Raw genomic sequence first — 14820 nt, 5'->3', positions numbered from 1 at the left:
CCCGCGCCGGCCGCGCCTGGACCGCGCCGCACGAGGCTGCCGTCGAGGTCATCGCGCGCGGCCTCTGCGAGCTCGGCCTGATCGCCGGGCCGCCGGCGAAGGCCGTCGCCAGCGGCGCCTACAAACGCTTCTTCCCGCACAAGACCGGCCATTGGCTCGGCCTGGACGTGCACGACGTCGGCGACTACCGCGTCGACGGCGAACCGCGCCAGCTCGAGCCCGGCATGGTCATGACCGTCGAGCCCGGCATCTACGTCGCGCCCGACGCGGCCGACGTCGAGGCGCGCTGGCGCGGCATCGGCATCCGCATCGAGGACGACATCGCCGTGACGCGCGGCGCGCCCGAGCTGCTGACGGTCGGGGTGCCGCGCACGGTCGCCGATATCGAGGCGTACATGGCCGCCGCGGGCTGACGATGCGCCTCGGCTTCGCCGGAACCTGCAGCCGGTCCTTGCGGTCTGCGCCGGTTCGCGATGGCGGCTTCCCGTCGTCGCGGCGCTCGCGCGGCGTCGCCGTGCGGCGCAATGCCTTCCGTTCGGACCTGCAAAGGAAGTCGGCCTGATGCGAAACCTCCTCGTCCTGCTGCTCGCTGCGCTGCCGGTCGACGCCGCCGCGGCGACCAGTCCGGTCCACTACGGCCTGTTCGGCGAGCTGCACCTGGCGCGGCCGGCGCAGACCGCGGCGCAGACCGTGCTGTTCCTGTCCGACGCGAACGGCTGGGACGCGCGCGAGGACGCCTATGCCGATGCGCTCGCTTCGGCCGGCAGCCTCGTCGTCGGCATCGACCTGCCGAGCTATCTGAAGCAGCTCGAAAGCATCAAGAGCGACTGCGCCTATCCGGCGGCCCACGTCGAGGAAGTCAGCCACTGGATACAGCGTCATGAGAACCTCGTGGACTACTCCGCGCCGTGGCTGATCGGCCTGGACCGCGGCGCGAGCCTGGCCTATGCGGTCGCGGCGCAGGCGCCGGCCGGCACGTTCGACGGCCTCGCGACGCTCGGCTTCGATTTCGCGTTCCGCCTGCACAAGCCGCTGTGTCCCGGCGACGCCGGCGAGGCCACCGCCGCCGACGGCAGGCACGGTTTCCGCGTCGTGCCGGTCGCGCGGCTCGGCAATCCCTGGCTGCCGCGGCCGTTCGCGCCGGGGTCGACCATCGACGGCATCGGCCGCGATCTGTCGCAGCTGCGCGATCACGTCGGTCGACGCGTCGCGTCGGCCGGTCCGACCGCGCTGGTCAATTCGCTGCAGCGCTGGAACCGGCGCGAGGCGCGCCGGCGCGAACCGCTGCCGCAGGACGTGGCCGACCTGCCGCTGACCGAGATCGTGCCGACCGCGACGGCCAACGGCCGCATCGCCGTGATCCTGACCGGCGACGGCGGCTGGGCCGGTCTCGACCAGGGCGTGGCCGAGGCGCTGTCGGCCGACGGCGTGCAGGTGGTCGGCTTCTCGACCCTGAAATTCTTCTGGCAGGCGCGCACGCCCGACGACGCCGCGGCCGCAGTCGCGCGCGTGATCGGCCACTACGCGGCCGACCATCCCGATGCGCGCTTCGCGCTCGTCGGCTACTCGTTCGGCGCGAGCCTCGTGCCCGTGGTGTTCAACCGCCTGCCCGAGGCCGCGCGCGAGAAGGTCGATCTGCAGTTCATGATCTCGCCCGACGACGAGGCCGTGTTCGAGGTCAAGGTCGGCGACTGGTTCGGTGGCGCGCACCACGAAGGCGCACTGCCGATCGCGCCCGAACTGGTCAAGTCGCCGGTGCCGGCCTACTGCCTGCACGGCGACGAGGAGGACGACAGCGTCTGCCCGAAGCTGACCGGCGAGAACGTGCACGTGCTGCACCTGCCCGGCGGCCACCACTACGACGGCGACTACAGCGGCCTCGGCAAGCTGCTGCTGCAGAACTGGCCGTTGCGGCGTTGAGCAGCCCTCCGCAGCGCAGCGGTCGCGCCCGCGGGCGGCGCGCCGGCGCTCAGCCCTTCAGCAGCCTGCGGTACCCGCCCGCGACGAGCGCCGCGACGTCGACGAGCAGGCCGGGCACCCAGAGGCCGCGCGGATAGGCGAGGTAGGAGCCGGTCCAGTCGGGGCGGAATTTTTCCTTGTAGCGGCGTATGCCCTGGTAGTTGTAACGGCTGTTGCCGTAGCGGAACGCGAGTGCGGCGAGGCGTTCGTTGATGCGCGCGTAGGGATTCGCGCCGACGTTGGACAGCGGCGCCATGCCGAGGCTGAAGCGCGAGAACTTTTGCTCCTGCGCCCACTGCAGGACGCGCGCGAACAGGAAGTCCATGCTCGAACGCGGCGCGTCGGGCACGTGGCGCATGAGGTCGACGCTGATCGTGCCGTTGCGGCCGTACGGCGGCAGCACGTTCGCGAACGCGACGAGGCGCTCGCCGTGATGGACCAGGGCCAGCGGCCCCCAGGCCAGATAGGCCGGATCGAAGCGGCCGAGCGAGAAGCCTTTCTCGCTGCCGCCCTTGTCGGCCAGCCAGGTGTCGGAGACCTGCTGCACGTCGGCCAGCAGCGCCGTGTCGAACGGCGGCTCGTGCAGCTCGAAGCGCAGATTCTCCTTGGCCGAGCGGTTCACCGCCTGGCGCAGGTCCTCCCAGCGCTTGCCGGCCAGCGAGAATTCCTCGAGCTTGATGGTCGCGAGCTCGCCGAGCTTGAACAGGTCGAAGCCGTGGTCGTGGAAGCGCGACAGCTCCGGCTCCAGCACTTCGTAGAACACCGGCACGCTGTTCTGGCTGTCGGCGAAGCGGCGGAAATCGAGAATCGCGCGCGACACCGCGGCCTCGCTGCCGCAGGGCGAGCCGAGCGCGACGAGGCGGTCGCGGATCGTGCCGTAGGCGACGACGGCCTGGCGGTCGCCGGCCCAGAACAGCGACTTGTCGCCCATGAAGCTCAGATGGCCGAACTCGCCGCCGCCGTGCGCGCGGTACAGCGCGCGCGCTTCCTCGAGCTCGCTGCGCAACGGCGCGGGCGGCGCCGCCCGGCGCACCGCGAAGCTCTGCCAGATCAGATAGATCGCGACGCCGAGCGCCGCGGCGACGAGGCCGCGCGCGAGCCGCGAGGAATGCTCGCTGAAACCGACGTAGAACAGGTCGAACGAATCGTCGCCGAGCACCGCGGCGACGCCGACCGCAAAGAACACGACGACGACGGCGAGCAGGCCGGCGATCCAGCCCGCCGTCGTGAATGAGCCCAGCGGCATCGCGCGCTGGCTGAACGCGCTCTTGCGCGAGCGCAGCAGCACGGCCACGCCGAGCAGGAACAGCGCCTCGCCGAAATGCAGGCCCTTGGCCAGCGACAGCAGCGCGCTGAACGCGAGCACGAACTGGGTCAGCCGGTAAGCCACGCGCAGGCGGCCGTCGATGCCGCGGGCCAGGCCGAGCAGCAGCACGCCGGTCAGCACGCTGAGCCAGTAGGAGCTTTCGAGCGTGAGCAGCGACAGGTACTGGCCGGCCGCGCGCAGCCGTTCGTGCAGGCCCGGTATCGCGGCCGACGCGAGCAGCAGCGCGCCGGCGGCGAAGGTGAAGATCGCGAGCAGGCGTATGCCGAGATCGGCGAGCAGGCCGGCCGGCAGCTGCAGCAGGCCGTACAGCGGATGGCCGGCCAGGCGCGCGCGCAGCCGCGTCAGCTGCGGCAGCCGGTCGGCGAGCAGGCCCGAGCCGAGATACAGGCCGACGAACAGCGGCAGCAGGTAATAGGCGAGACGGAACAGGAACAGGCCCGAGACGATCGCGGCCTGGTCGTGGGTCTGGCCCAAGGCCAGCAGCAGCAGGCCGTCGAACACGCCGAGGCCGCCGGGCACGAGGCTGACGAGGCCGAGCACCGATGCGCCGGCGAACGCGCCGAGCAATTCCAGCGGCGTGACCGCTGCACCGCTGACATTGAGGCAGACATACAGGGTGGCCGCGGCCAGCAGCCAGTCGAGCAGCGACAGCGCGCTGAGCTCCAGGCGCAGCGCGAGGCTCGGCAGCGGCTGCTCGGCCGGCAGCCAGCGCATGAGCCGGCGCTGGCGCGTGAGCACGAAGTACAGCGGCAGATACAGGCTCGCGGCGACGAGCACCGCCAGCGCGAGCCAGCGCGTCGCCGTGCCCGGTATCAGCGGCAAGTTGCCGCTGACGAGGCTCGCCGCGACGAGCACCGACAGCCCGAGCGGCAGCGACAGCGCCTGCATGCCGATCAATGTCGCCGTGCGCGGCAGGTCGATGCCGCGGCCGTTCAGTCCGATCAGGCGCACGCCGGCGCCCATGGCGCCGGACAGGTTGATGGTGTTGGCCAGCGCATTGGCGATCAGCGCGAGCCGCAACAGTTCGCCGTTGCGCACGTCCAGCTTGAGCCAGCGCGCGATGCGCAGGTCGACCAGGCCGGTCAGGCCGACGGCGAGCAGCGCGAACACGGCGATGCCGAGCGCCTCGACGGTCGGCACCGCGACGAGGGTGCGCTGCACCTGGGGCAGGTCGAAGCTGGCCAGCTCGCGCCAGACCATCCAACCGGTAATCAGCAGGAAGGCCAGCGGAATCAGCCAGCGCAGGAACGCCCAGCGCGAGGCGGCCGGTGCGGCAGTGTCGTCCGTGAGTGAAGCAGTCATCGCAGAATCCCGTTGTCCGGCGTCAGGCGCGGCGTCGGCAGATCCGCCGCCGGCGGCGCCCGCCGGGGCGAATGATGCCGCGCCGCGCCGGGCATGGACACGGGCTGGCGCTGATGGTTCGGCATCCCGGACGCCCGCGGTACGCCGGGTTTCAGTGCAGCAGATCGCCGATCGAGTCGGCGCCCGGCACGAGGCGCGCGGCGATCCAGCCGGCGGCGGCGAACAGCGCCGCGACCACGGCGAAGCGCCAGAAGGTCCGCGCGAGCGCCGTCCTGAGCCAGTGGCGATCGCGGTCGATGCTGCGCACGTGCCGGTACAGGCCGCCGGCGAGCGCCACGTCGACGAGCAGCTCGGCCAGCAGCACCGGCGCGGCCGAAATGATGGAGAACGCGGCGAACACCGCCGCGAACAGCGCGACCGCCGCGACGATGACGACGCCGATGACGGCGCCTTCGCCGTCGCCGACGTCGCCGAGATCCCAGCCCGAGTCGGCCGTGCCGCCGTCATGCAGGTCGGCGGCGTGATGACTCGAACCGCCGCCGCTGCCGTCGGGGATCAGGTCGGCCGGGTCGATGTCGGTATCGGCTTCGGCGTCGCGCCAGTGCAGCCAGCACCAGAGCAGGCCGAGGAACGCGAGATACGCGATGCCGACGGCGACCGGATAGCGCAGCGCCATCGTGCCCAGGCCGGCGTGCAGCAGCGCGTAGGAACCGAGCAGGCCGCAGGCCGCGGTCAGCGCGGTGATCAGCGCCATGGCCAGGCGCGGCGAATGCAGGCGTTCGATCAGGCGCCGGCGGCGCTCGACTTCCCGGTCGCGATTGAAGATCCGTGATTCACCCATGCCGACCGTTCGCCCCCCAGGAACGTCTGAACAACTGTCCACGGCCGGGCTCCGACGTCCGGCTGTTCTGCGCGCGACTCCGGCGACCGGCGACGCTCAGATGCCGCCTCCGGCGGTTCGCCGCGTCCACGGACCTACCGCGGCAAGTCGCGCCGGGCCGGATCATTTCAAGGCGGCGAAGGCGTCGCGCGTGAGGTTCTCCGGGTCGCCGGCGGTGCAGGCCACGTCGTCCTCGATGCGCACGCCGCCGTATTTGCGGAACGCGTCGACCTTGTCCCAGACCACGTCGCCGGCGGCCGGGTTCTGTTTCAGTTCGGCCAGCAGCAGGTCGATGAAGTAGATGCCGGGTTCGATGGTCATGACCTGGCCGGCCTCGATCGTGCGCGTGAGCCGCAGATACGGATGGCCGGCCGGCCGCGCGAGGGTGCCGCCGCTTTCGGCCGCCTGGAAGCCGCCGACGTCGTGCACCTGCAGGCCGATGTAGTGGCCGAGGCCGTGCGGGAAGAACGCGCTCGATACGCCGGATTCGACCGCGCTCTCGGCGCTCATGCGGATGAAGCCGTGATCGCGCAGGATGCCGGCGAGCACGTGATGCGCGTGCACGTGCAGTTCCGGATAACTCGCGCCGGCGCGTACGCGCGCGCAAAAGCCGCGCTGCGCCCCGTCGACCGCATCGACGAGCTCGCGGAATTCCGCCGCGTCGGCGCCCGCGTAGGTGCGCGTGATGTCGCAGGCATAGCCATGAAAACTGGCGCCGGCGTCGATCAGCAGCGAATGCGAGACGAGCGGCGGATTGCGTTCGAGGTTGGTGTAGTGCAGCACCGCCCCGTGTTCGTTGAGGCAGACGATGTTGCTGTACGGCAGTTCGTTCTCGGTCTCGCGTGCGGCGCCGAGGTAGGCCATCTGGATCGCGTACTCCGACGCGCCGTCGCGGAACGCCGCTTCGGCCGCGCGGTGCGCGCGCGCGCCGAGATGCGAGGCCACGCGCATCATCGCGAGCTCGTAGCCGGTCTTCCAGGCGCGATGGAAATGCAGATAGTTCAGCACCGCCTCGGGATTGTTCGGGCAGTGCGTCGCGACGGCGGCGGTGTCTTCGCCGACGATCGCGCAGCGCGCCGGATCGGCCGGCAGATGGGCCGCGGCCGCGGCGGCCTCGCGCACGACGACGATGTCGAAATGCTCGACCCAGTAGCCGGCCGGCGCCTCGGGCACGACATGCCAGTAGTCGTGCGGCTGCAGATAGATCAGCCGCGGCTTATGTCCCGGCGTGATCACGAGCCAGGAGCCCGGCGCCCGGGTCACCGGCAGCCACTGCTTGAAATGCGGATTGACCTGGAATGGATACGGCAGGTCGTCGAGGAACTGATAGCGCGGCTGGCCCGCGGCGATCACGAGATGATCGAAGCCGCCGCGCTCCAGCGCGATGCGCGCGCGGTTCTGCAAGGTTTCCAGATGGGCGGGATAAAGCTGGCTGAGCAGGGCGGTGGACATGCGAGGCTCCGGCAATGATGGGCCGATTGTGCCTGAGCGCGCGGCCGCGGGCCGGCGAGCCGCGCACACGGGTCGGCGGCGGCCTTGCCGGACCTGTTTCCGCAGCGGCGTGTGCAGTGCTCTCGGACGTCCTGCACAGCCGGGAACGGTACGGCTCGTCGGTAGATGCGAAGCCCGAGGCAGGCCTGGCGCGGATCCCCCCGCGGCCGGCGGGATCGGCTCAGGCGACCAGTCCCGGATCGGTGTTCGCACCGCAGACGATGACGCCGACCCGCTCGCCGGGCTGCGCGCGGTAGGCGCCGCCGAGCAGTGCCGCGAGCGCCGTCGCGCCGCCGGGTTCGGCGACGACGCGCAGCTGCGACCAGAGCCGGCGCTGCGCCGCGACGATCGTGTCGTCGTCGACGAGCACGCTCGTCAGCCGGTTCGCCTGCGCGAGCGCGAACGCGATGCGCCCGACGCGCCGCGCGCCGAGCGAATCGGCCGCGACGCCGCCGACCTCGACGTCGCAGGTTGCACCGGCAGCGAGCGCCGCGTGCAACGCGCAGCTACGTTGCGGTTCCACGGCGACGACGCGCACGCCGCTGCCGTGCCAGGCGAGCAGTCCGGCCAGCAGTCCGCCGCCGCCGACCGCGACGAGCACGGTATCGAGCTCGCCGGCCTGCCGTTCGAGTTCGCGCGCCAGCGTGCCCTGGCCGGCGACCACGGCGAATTCGTCGTAGGCATGGATTTCGAGCGCGCCGCTCTCGTCGCGGCGCAGGCGGCTCGCCGCGAGCGCTTCGGCATAGTCACGGCCGCCGATGCGCAAGGTCGCGCCGTAGTCGCGCAGGCGCGCGATCTTGGCCGGCGCCGCGATCTCCGGCACGAACACCTCGGCGCGCAGGCCGAGCTCGCGCGCGACATAGGCCACGGCCGCGCCGTGGTTGCCGCCCGACGCCGCGATCAGCCCGGCCGCCGGCAGCTGGGCCTGCGCGAGCACGCGATTGAACGCGCCGCGCGGCTTGAACGAACCGCTGTGCTGCAGGCATTCGAGCTTCAGGAACACCTGTGCGCCGCCGTCGGCGAACCCCGCGCCGGGCTCCACGACCGGCGTCACGCGCACGTGTCCCCGGATGCGCGCCGCCGCCGCTTCGACGTCGTGGCGGCCCGGCAGCGCCGGCAGGGGTTCGTTGCTGTCGTTCATGGTGCGAGCCGTCGAAGCGATGAAGCGCCGAGTATGCCGTCGTGGCGCATACGGCGGCACCGGTCTTTGGTTGGGGAAGCGGCTGCGCGGAACGGACCCGCCAGAACCTTGAGTCAAGGAGCAGCTGATCGCGCGCATCGCGAGCGAAGCGGGTTTTGGAAGTGCGGAACGGCACAAAAGCGACGCAACGAACGTCGCTCCGGCCGCCTTTTTTTTTTGCCCCCTTGAGTCGAGGGGGTGAAGAGTGATCGCTCGGAACCGCAGGTTCCGATCGCTCTGAACGCCCAGCGGGCCGGACGGCTGATCGCGCGCGCGGCGCGCGATCAGCGGGGGTTGTGGGGAATTGCGGAACGGCACAAGAGCGACGCAGCGAACGTCGCTCCGGTCGCTTGGTTCTTGGAGGCCCCTTGAGTCAAGGGGCCGGCTGGTCGCGTTGCGCGCGACCAGCGGGGTTGTGGAGACGAGCAGCAGGGCATGGAAACCGCGCTGCCCACGTTGCCTCGCAATCTCAGGGTATGCGCAGCATCTGCCCCGGATAGATCTTGTCCGGGTGCTTGAGCATCGGCTTGTTCGCCTCGAAGATCTTTTCGTACTCGTTGGCGTTGCCGTAGAACTGCTTGGCGATCTTGCCGAGGGTGTCGCCGGCCTTGACCGTGTACATGCGCGCCTCGGCGCCGGTTTCCTTGACGGCGATGTTGTCCTCGATCTTCTCCACGCCCTTGATGTTGCCGGCGGCGAGGATCAGGCGCTCCTTGTCGGCCTGGGTCGCGGCGTCGCCGCTGATCTTGACCGTGCCGTCGATGAACTGCACGTCGACGTCCTTGACGCCGATTTCCTTTTCGATGTGCTGCTTGATCTGCTCCGGCGCCTTGGCCGGGTTGGCGACCGTGTCGAGCACCTTGGCGCCCGCGTCTTTGATGAAATCGAACAGTCCCATCGTCTCGTCTCCTGAAGTTGGAAAAACACCGAACGCATCGGAACCCGGCTGCGGCGGCCGGAGCCGATGCTCGTTCAGAACGCCGGCCGGATCAACGCCGCGTGGCGGCGATGACGCTGCCGCCCACATTCAACAAATCCGACAAATCCACATCGCCGTCGCCGTCGCGGTCGAGCACTGCGCCGAGCAGTCCGCCGCCGATGCCGCCGGCTTCGCGCGTGCGCCGGGTCTCGTTGCCGAGCATGTCGCTGAGGCCGCCCGGTCCGAGCCCGCGCTGCTGGTTCATGCGTGCGAGCACGGCCATGACGATCGGCGCGAGCACGGCCATGAGCTGACCCGCGTTCGCGCCGCCGAGGCCCGTGGTCTGGCCCAGGCCCTGTTCGGCCTGGCCGCGCTTGTTGCCGAAGATGTGGCCGAGGATTGCGCCGCCGATGCCGCCGAGCATGTCGTTGCCGCCGGGCGCCGCCGCGGCGCTCTGGCTTGCTCCTCCACCCATACCGCCAAGTACGGCCTCGGCCAGCGAACCGAGCGAACCGAGTCCGCCGCCACCGCCGCTGGCGGCGCCGCCGCCGAGCAATCCGCCGAGCAGGCCGCCGAGATCGTTGCCGACGTGATCACCGAGCGCCGTGTGCAGCGCTTCGGCGCCGTCCGGCGTCGACGCGTTCCGCGCCATGGCGCCGACCATCAGCGGCAGGGTCTGTTCTATCGCGGCCTGGGCCTGGCCCGGGCTCATTCCGAATCGCTGCGCTATCGCGCCGACTTCGTCGTCGCCGATCTGCGCCAGTACCGCGTCGACCAGTCCACTCATGACCTTCTCCCGATTGCAGGGGAGCACACACTACCACCGCGCGGAGAATTCGCAGCAGACGAGAAAAGATGTAACGTTTCGCCGCGCCTGAATGGCATCCGGCAGCCGCCGCGCGTAGCGTGCGCCCGACGCCGTCACCGTGTTCCGCTGCAGGAAGCCCATGGACAAGCTCGAAGAACTGCGTCTGCGCTACCTGCATTCGCTGCCGCAGAAAGCCGCCGACGTGCGCGCGCAGTGGCAACGGCTGCGCGACCGGCCGGACGAACGTGCGCTGCTCGTCGAACTGCATCAGCAGGTGCATCGGCTCAGCGGTTCGGCGCCGGCCTACGGCTTCGAGGCGATAGGCGCGCTGGCCCGGCCGATCGATCAGCGTCTGGCCGAATGGCTGCGCAACGACGATCCCGAAATCCGCATCGCCGCGACGGCGCTCGTCGCCGCGCTGGCCGGCCCCGTCGATGCGCTGGTCGACGCGCTGGACCGCGCAGGCGAGTCGGAACTGCCGCCGGGCTGAGCGTTGCGCGGCGGCTGGCGGCCCTCGCCGAGCCGACGTTATGCTTGCCGTTTCCCCGATCGGCCGCCCGGCGGCGCAGCGAGGCAGCCATGACGTCCCATCCCCCCGTTTCCCTGATCGGCGTGCCTACCGACATCGGCGCCGGCCACCGCGGCGCGTCCATGGGCCCGGAGGCGCTGCGCGTCGCCGGCATCGCGCCGGCGCTGGAGGAACGCGGACTGCGCGTGGTCGACCGCGGCAACCTCGTCGGGCCGATGAACCCGTGGCAGCCGCCGCGCGACGGCTATCGCCACCTGGCCGAGGTCGTGGCCTGGAATCGCCAGGTGCTCGACGCGGTCTATGCGGAGCTCGCCAGGGGCCACCTACCGGTCATGCTCGGCGGCGACCATTGCCTCGCGATGGGTTCGATCACGGCCGCCGCGCGCTGGTGCGGGGAGAACGGCCGCAAGCTGCGCGTGCTCTGGCTCGACGCCCATGCGGACTTCAACACCAGCGTCATCACGCCGTCGGGCAACGTCCACGGCATGCCCGTGGCCTGCCTCTGCGGCTACGGCCCGCGCGAGCTGACCGAGCTCGGCGGCAGCGCGCCGGCGCTGAGGCCCGAGCAGATCCGCCAGATCGGCATACGCTCGGTCGACCCCGGCGAGAAGAAGCTCGTCCACGACGTCGGCCTCGACATCTACGACATGCGCTACATCGACGAGATCGGCGTCAAGCGCGCGATGGAGGAAGCGCTCGAAGGCGTCGACGCGGACACCCACCTGCACGTGAGCTTCGACGTGGATTTCCTCGACCCGGCGATCGCCCCCGGCGTCGGCACGCGCGTGCGCGGCGGGCCGAACTACCGCGAGGCCCAGCTCGTCATGGAAATGATCGCCGACACCGGCCGCGTCGGCTCGCTCGACATCGTCGAACTGAATCCGGCCTTCGACAAGCGCAACATGACCGCCAAGCTCGCCGTCGACCTGGTCGAGAGCCTGTTCGGCAAGTCGACCCTGATGCGCGAATGACCGCCGGTCGAGGCGTCACGATTCATCACATTCCGGAAACCTTGCGCAGCCTTCACGCGGCGTGCGCACGCCGATTCCGGCTCCTGTACTCCGCGCACGCCGGTCCGCTCGTGCTTGGCTGGAAACGTCGGCGGTTTCGAAAAGCGTCGGCGGCGGTCGCCTTGGCGCGAGCATCGCCATGGACGCCAGGGCCTGACGAGCAGTCCGCTCGTCGTGCCGGCGGAGGGTCCGTGCCCGCCGCCGAGGCCCGGAACAGCGAACGGCGCCGTTCTCACACGGCGCCGTTTTCGTTCCTGGGCGAAGCGGGCCGGATTCGCCTTCGTCCGCCGCAGGCTCCGGCGCGGCGGGCGGTTGAATTCCACCCGAAATTTTCAATCGCGCCGCGTGCCTCTTCGCCGGTACGGCACGCGGACCGGAGCCGCCGGCGCAGGCCTTGGACCGGCGCTCAGCGCACCGGCGGATCCGGCACGAACTTGCCCGGGAACGGATCCGGACGATCCGGCTGCGGGCGCGGACGCGGAATGACGCCGCGGGCGACGAGGTTGCGCCAGCTGTCGTAGCGCACAGAGAGGACTTCCGCGGGGCGGTCGCTCGCGCGGCGGAACGAGGTATAGGTCGCGCTGCTGTCCTCGCGCTGGCCGTGGCCGGTGCCGAGCGATTCCTGCACCGGCGCGGCTTCGCGCCGCGCCATCGAATCCTGCGCCGCGCCGGCGCTGCCGGCCGGTGCCGAGGCCGCCGGCAGTTCGGGCGCGCGCTTGGCTTCGCCTTCGCTGGCCGGGCCGAGCTTGTTGCGATAGACCGGCCGCGGCGCGCGCTCACGGAACACGGCGACGCCGACGACGCCGACATTGCCGGGGCGCCCGGTCTGCGCCGCATAGGATTCGCCGAGGCTCGTGAACTCGAATGCGGCGATCTCGTCCATGTTCTTGCGCCAGCCGGCGACTTCGGTGGTTTCGTAGGGATCCAGCACGTAACCGGTCTGGTCCGTGGCGGCGGTCTCGCCGCTGACCGCGTTGACGCCGTCGACCGAGAGCACGGCGAGTACGCGCTCGTTGCCGCGGTTGATCAGGCGCACCGCGTAGCGGTGGCCCGGCGCGCCGGCGACGAAATAGTCGCCGCGGTGGGGATATTGCGGCAGGATCGCGCCGGATTCGCGGTCGACGATCTGCAGTTCGACGAGGCGGCCGGCTTCGGCGGAGCCGGCGGCGAGCAGGGCGAGCGGAACCAGGGCGAACAGGCGGCGCAGGGACATGGCGGATCTCCGGAAGGAAGGCGCCCGGTCAAACGGCGGCACCGCCGGCGCGGGGTTAGCCCAGGCCGGCGTCCGGGGGGCGCCGCGTCGGAACGCGTTTCGGCGCGGGTCAGCTTCGCCGCGGGGTTCACTCCTCGACCAGGGCGGCGCCCGGCGCGTTGTTCGCGACCGAGGCGATGCCGGCGTCGCGCGCCTTCTCGCTGTCGTACATCTCGCTGTTGCCGATGACCTGGCCGTTGCCGGCCTTGAGGCTGAAATGGAATTTGCCGTTGCCGGCGACCTTCTTCTCGAAGCGCCCCGCGTCGGCCGCGTTCGTGCGGACCGATTCGACGCCGTTGCGCGCACCGCTCTTGTCCACGTAGCCCTGGCTGGCCAGGATGACTTCGCCGTTGCCGGCTTTTAGGTTGAAGTAGGTCTTGCCGCTCTTACCGGTGAAGATCGTGAACTTGCCTGCCATTGGAAGCTCCTCGAGCGATGCGGATCCCCTGTGCCGCGGAGTATCCCGCGGCGCCGGCCGCCTCGCCAGTCGAGGAGCGTATCGGCCCCGGCCGCTCATGAGCAGGCGCGCTTTCGCGCCGGCCGGAGCCTTGCCGTACACTGGCCGGCCCCCAGGCTGCAGTCCCGTCATGAGCAAGACCCGCATCCTCACCGGCATCACCACGACCGGCACGCCGCACCTCGGCAACTACGTCGGCGCCATCCGTCCCGCCGTCGCCGCGAGCCGCGACGACAATGTGGAATCGTACTATTTCATGGCCGACTACCACGCCCTGATCAAGTGCGACGACCCGGCGCGCATCGCGCGCTCGCGCCTGGAGATCGCGGCGACCTGGCTGGCCTGCGGCCTGGACCCGGACAAAGTGTATTTCTACCGCCAGTCCGACATTCCCGAGATTCCCGAACTGACCTGGCTGCTGACCTGCGTCACGGCCAAGGGTCTCATGAATCGCGCGCATGCCTACAAGGCTTCGGTCGACGCGAATACGGCTGCCGGCGAAGACCCGGATGCCGGCATCACGATGGGCCTGTACAGCTATCCCATCCTGATGGCCGCCGACATCCTGATGTTCAACGCGCACAAGGTGCCGGTCGGCCGCGACCAGATCCAGCACATCGAGATGGCGCGCGACGTGGCCGCGCGGTTCAACCATCTGTTCGGCGCCGGCCGCGACTACTTCGTGCTGCCGGAAGTCGTCATCGAGGAAAGCGTCGCGACCTTGCCGGGTCTCGACGGACGCAAGATGTCCAAGAGCTACGACAACACGATCCCGCTGTTCGAGGGCGGAACAAAGAAGCTCAAGGAATCGATCGCTCGCATCGTCACCGATTCGCGGCTGCCCGGCGAGCCCAAGGATCCCGACAGCACCGCGCTGATGCCGATCTTCGCGGCCGTCGCGAGTCATGCCGAAACCGTGGAATTCCGCACCGCGCTGCTCGACGGGCTGGGCTGGGGCGAGGCGAAGCAGCGGCTGTTCGAGCGTCTGGAGCGCGACATCGCGCCGATGCGCGCGAAATACGAGGAGCTGATCGCGCAGCCCGCGCGCATCGAGGAAATCCTGCAGGCCGGCGCCGCGCGCGCGCGATCGATCGCGGCGCCGTTCCTCGCCGAGCTGCGCGAAGCTGTCGGCCTTCGCTCTTTCGTGGTGCCTGTGCAGAAAATCCATCCAGATTCGGTCCCTCCTGGTGAATTTGGAAGTCACGCTGCTTTCGGCATGCCTGCTGGTGCCGTCGCCGTTGTAGAGAAGAGTTCTGGTGGTTTTGGCACGCCCGCCATTGCAGCCGACAAGAAGTCCGCGAGACCGCAGTTCAAGCAATACCGCGAAGCCGACGGCAAGTTCTATTTCAAGCTGCTCGACGCCGACGGCCGCCTGCTGCTGCAGAGCGACGGCTACGCATCGCCGAAGGACGCCGGCCAGTCGATCGCGTCGCTGCGCGCGGCGGCGTCGCTGAACGGTGCCGGCGGCGTCTATGTGCTCGGCCCGGGCATCGTCGCGGCCGACGTCGAGCAGGCGCTCGCGGCGCTCGCGCAGTAAGAACGCGACGGTCGTTCGCGGACTCATTCCGGATGTGCGCATGAAGCGTTGCGGGTCTCTGCTCCGGGCCGTCGCCGCGTCGGCCGGCCTGCTCGCCGCCGTCGCCGCGCACGCGGTCGGCAAGCCGCCGGCTGCGGTCGGCATCGTGCAGCTCGCGCCGGCGCCGGCC

The 14820-nt window shown here is 70.4% G+C and carries 13 protein-coding genes; 5 read left to right on the top strand and 8 right to left on the bottom strand.

Going from position 1 to position 14820, the window contains the following annotated elements:
- Both NON22_RS11240 and NON22_RS11235 read left to right on the top strand, forming a co-directional pair.
- On the top strand, nt 1–413 hold a 413-nt coding region (locus NON22_RS11240), incomplete at its 5' end, for a M24 family metallopeptidase (RefSeq protein WP_257387024.1).
- Between the two features lie 148 nt (nt 414–561).
- Nucleotides 562–1920: an AcvB/VirJ family lysyl-phosphatidylglycerol hydrolase gene (locus tag NON22_RS11235; RefSeq protein ID WP_257387023.1), complete on the top strand. Its 1359-nt coding sequence runs from the start codon at nt 562–564 to the stop codon at nt 1918–1920.
- A 49-nt stretch (nt 1921–1969) separates the two neighbouring features.
- Here the strand turns inward: NON22_RS11235 and mprF are convergent, their stop codons facing one another.
- From mprF to NON22_RS11205, 6 genes are all read right to left on the bottom strand, one after another.
- A complete protein-coding gene (gene mprF / locus NON22_RS11230) occupies nt 1970–4588 on the bottom strand; it encodes a bifunctional lysylphosphatidylglycerol flippase/synthetase MprF (protein WP_257387022.1) in 2619 nt (872 codons plus the stop codon).
- A gap of 151 nt (nt 4589–4739) precedes the next feature.
- Complete coding sequence (locus NON22_RS11225; RefSeq protein ID WP_257387021.1) at nt 4740–5429, bottom strand: hypothetical protein; 690 nt, start codon at nt 5427–5429, stop codon at nt 4740–4742.
- A 162-nt stretch (nt 5430–5591) separates the two neighbouring features.
- A complete protein-coding gene (pepQ, locus tag NON22_RS11220) occupies nt 5592–6920 on the bottom strand; it encodes a Xaa-Pro dipeptidase (RefSeq protein WP_257387020.1) in 1329 nt (442 codons plus the stop codon).
- A 220-nt stretch (nt 6921–7140) separates the two neighbouring features.
- Nucleotides 7141–8100, bottom strand: coding sequence for a threonine/serine dehydratase (locus NON22_RS11215; protein ID WP_257387019.1), 960 nt, complete (start codon nt 8098–8100; stop codon nt 7141–7143).
- Nucleotides 8101–8608: 508 nt separating this feature from the next.
- A complete protein-coding gene (lysM, locus tag NON22_RS11210) occupies nt 8609–9037 on the bottom strand; it encodes a peptidoglycan-binding protein LysM (protein WP_257387018.1) in 429 nt (142 codons plus the stop codon).
- Between the two features lie 91 nt (nt 9038–9128).
- Nucleotides 9129–9845 carry a DUF937 domain-containing protein gene (locus NON22_RS11205; RefSeq protein ID WP_257387017.1) on the bottom strand — a complete coding sequence of 239 codons (717 nt, stop codon included), beginning with the start codon at nt 9843–9845 and terminating at the stop codon, nt 9129–9131.
- 160 nt (nt 9846–10005) lie between these two features.
- Here NON22_RS11205 and NON22_RS11200 point away from each other — a divergent pair, with 160 nt between their 5' ends.
- Both NON22_RS11200 and rocF read left to right on the top strand, forming a co-directional pair.
- Entirely contained in the window at nt 10006–10356 is a 351-nt protein-coding gene (locus NON22_RS11200) for an Hpt domain-containing protein (protein ID WP_257387016.1), read from the top strand.
- A gap of 89 nt (nt 10357–10445) precedes the next feature.
- Nucleotides 10446–11366 (top strand): arginase, encoded by a 921-nt coding sequence (gene rocF / locus NON22_RS11195; RefSeq protein ID WP_257387015.1) that lies wholly within the window; start codon nt 10446–10448, stop codon nt 11364–11366.
- Nucleotides 11367–11811: 445 nt separating this feature from the next.
- On the opposite strand, the gene NON22_RS11190 is transcribed toward rocF, so the two are convergent.
- Entirely contained in the window at nt 11812–12618 is an 807-nt protein-coding gene (locus NON22_RS11190; protein ID WP_257387014.1) for a hypothetical protein, read from the bottom strand.
- A 127-nt stretch (nt 12619–12745) separates the two neighbouring features.
- The gene (locus NON22_RS11185) at nt 12746–13075 is read right to left on the bottom strand and encodes a YegP family protein (RefSeq protein WP_257387013.1); all 330 of its coding nucleotides are present in this window, start codon (nt 13073–13075) and stop codon (nt 12746–12748) included.
- A gap of 169 nt (nt 13076–13244) precedes the next feature.
- Between NON22_RS11185 and NON22_RS11180 the strand changes: the two genes are divergently transcribed.
- Nucleotides 13245–14651 (top strand): tryptophan--tRNA ligase, encoded by a 1407-nt coding sequence (locus NON22_RS11180; RefSeq protein ID WP_257387012.1) that lies wholly within the window; start codon nt 13245–13247, stop codon nt 14649–14651.
- Nucleotides 14652–14820 lie beyond the last annotated feature (169 nt).

This window comes from Tahibacter caeni (assembly GCF_024609805.1).
GTDB classification, from domain to species: domain Bacteria; phylum Pseudomonadota; class Gammaproteobacteria; order Xanthomonadales; family Rhodanobacteraceae; genus Tahibacter; species Tahibacter caeni.
Note: the sequence above shows the minus strand (reverse complement) of the source record. Positions and strands in the feature narration are given on the sequence as shown.